We start from the raw sequence: 1934 nt of genomic DNA, 5'->3' as shown, positions 1-1934 counted from the left end.
GGGGTGACGTGAGCGCGTTAAGGATCAGGGTGTTCACGTTGGCCGGAATGGCTGTTCAACTTCGCCGGAATACGCATAAGAGTCCCTCTTTCCTGATCAACAGAACATCTCCCCTAAAGGACACCATGATGGTGTCCTTTTTGTTTATGCCGCTTTTATTACAAAGACAAGGATTAACCATGCCATTACCACAACCGGGGGACCACCTCGTTTCACCCCGTGCCGGTTACCAGCACCACGGCCTCTATCTGGGGGACCATCAGGTCATCCACTACCAGGGGGTCAGTGCTGGTATACATTCCGGTCAGATAGCCATCACCACGCTTGCCGAGTTTGAGCAAGGGCGGGGCTATCGCATCCAGCACCATCGTTCGCGTGTCTTCAATCGGGAAGAGAGCATCGACCGTGCTTACTCCCGCCTTGGAGAGGCGCACTACAGCACGCTCTTTAACAACTGCGAACACTTCGTGCTCTGGTGCATCGAGGGCTTTCACTACAGCAAGCAGATTAACCAGCTCATTTCCACGGGGTGTATCGCACATCAGGCACTTCGCACAGTGACCCAGAAGCGCCCTCAGGCCGCCCTGCCTGGCATGGCCAGCAGCACGGTATCGACCCTGTCAGCGACTACCGCTGTGACCGCTGCAGTCGGTGCGTTACTGGGTACAACGGCTTCTTCGCTGGCGGGCCCCCTTGCAGCCACCTATGGCCTCTACCGCGCCTGGCGTTGGTTCAGGGATTAACGCTTCTCACATTCGATACAAGAAGGACACATCATTATGATTATGCCATTTCACTTGGCAGGAATGTCTCTGCCGATTTCTCCTAAGCTACCTGGTTTACTGCGCAGCGTAGTGCGAGAGCAACGGCTCGACCTCAACAACCTCTCGACCCTAACCTTCAACTTTCGCAGTCCCGATTACAGTGCCGAAACCGGTGGTGTCCACCCTGTCGAGCTACGGCTTATTCGGGGATTGCACGGCTGGGTCTTCGATTACATCACCGACTTTAGCTATCAGGGGCTCGGCCAGGATGCGGAGCTCTGCAAGGAGCTTGACTTCAACTTCTCCTGTAACGAGCACTATCTGCGGGGCTGGGGACCACTGGACGGCGTGGAAGCACGCGAACTGTTCGCTCTGTGGCAGAGCAATTTCATTGGCTACGGCCAGTTGGGGTATTTCACCGTCATCGTGAGTGGGGATTAGGAGGTGTGTGATGACTAACGAACTGCCGCTGACCCACTACTCGCGCCAGTGGTTGGGACTGGTCGCAGCAAAAGCCAAACTGCAGCCGACTCGCCGATGCGAGCGCTGGTTGCTGCATCTGACTCCTGGTAGCCCGAACGCCCGCACCGTCACCCTGCATCTACGTTGGTCTGGCATGCAGTGGCAACTTCTCTCCCTCACCAATGCTGAGGACTGGCGCACCATGAGCCAGCCGATAGATGAAATATGTGTGGATCCCACGCGCCGCTGTTTCTGGCGTAGCCAGGCAGGGCCCGTCCCGTTCTCTGATCAGCCCCGTGTACTGGGAGACTTTCTGAGCAACCTGCAGCGCACCTGTATCCATCACGGCTATTGCGTGGAGAGTGACCCCTTACCTCAAGAGGAGGTCGATGATGCCTAAAAAACCGATAGCCATTGATCCTGAGGTCATCAATCGGGAGGGAGAGACGCAGGTTGTACGTGATAGTGGCACTAACCATTCAGTGCTACAGCGTTTATCTGTGGGTCGTGGAAGCCTGCTGCCTTGCTCTGGCTACTACCCTGCTGAACGTGTTGGCCCCAGAGTCGCTGATGCCGGCGAAGAGTACGCCAGCGTCGAGAGCCGGAGCTATTCCCAAAGCCACCTGATCTCCCCTAAATAACTGATCCCAATAGTGCTACACCTTCGCTGTGCCATAGCCATTCCCCGGGAAAGGAGACACGGTATCC

3 protein-coding genes are annotated in these 1934 nt (G+C 56.3%); all 3 read left to right on the top strand.

Translation table 11 applies throughout. The features are described from left to right. The first annotated feature begins 179 nt into the window (after positions 1-179). From OKC30_RS20675 to OKC30_RS20665, 3 genes are read left to right on the top strand one after another with little or no spacing between them, the layout of a single operon-like run. A complete protein-coding gene (locus OKC30_RS20675) occupies positions 180-743 on the top strand; it encodes a lecithin retinol acyltransferase family protein (RefSeq protein ID WP_053288300.1) in 564 nt (187 codons plus the stop codon). Positions 744-779: 36 nt separating this feature from the next. Then, on the top strand, positions 780-1205 hold the full coding sequence (locus tag OKC30_RS20670) for a DUF2787 family protein (RefSeq protein WP_010673719.1): 426 nt from the start codon (positions 780-782) through the stop codon (positions 1203-1205). A 10-nt stretch (positions 1206-1215) separates the two neighbouring features. After that, positions 1216-1626 (top strand): hypothetical protein, encoded by a 411-nt coding sequence (locus OKC30_RS20665; RefSeq protein ID WP_010673720.1) that lies wholly within the window; start codon positions 1216-1218, stop codon positions 1624-1626. Positions 1627-1934: the final 308 nt, after the last annotated feature.

Source organism: Aeromonas sp. QDB18 (assembly GCF_027705325.1).
In the GTDB taxonomy this organism is placed as follows: domain Bacteria; phylum Pseudomonadota; class Gammaproteobacteria; order Enterobacterales; family Aeromonadaceae; genus Aeromonas; species Aeromonas caviae.
Note: the sequence above shows the minus strand (reverse complement) of the source record. Positions and strands in the feature narration are given on the sequence as shown.

What these genes read in the sequence shown, in the direction of transcription:
- OKC30_RS20675 (WP_053288300.1), top strand. Translation starts at nt 180, where the DNA reads ATGCCATTACCACAACCGGGGGACCACCTCGTTTCACCCCGTGCCGGT.
- OKC30_RS20670 (WP_010673719.1), top strand. Translation starts at nt 780, where the DNA reads ATGATTATGCCATTTCACTTGGCAGGAATGTCTCTGCCGATTTCTCCT.
- OKC30_RS20665 (WP_010673720.1), top strand. Translation starts at nt 1,216, where the DNA reads ATGACTAACGAACTGCCGCTGACCCACTACTCGCGCCAGTGGTTGGGA.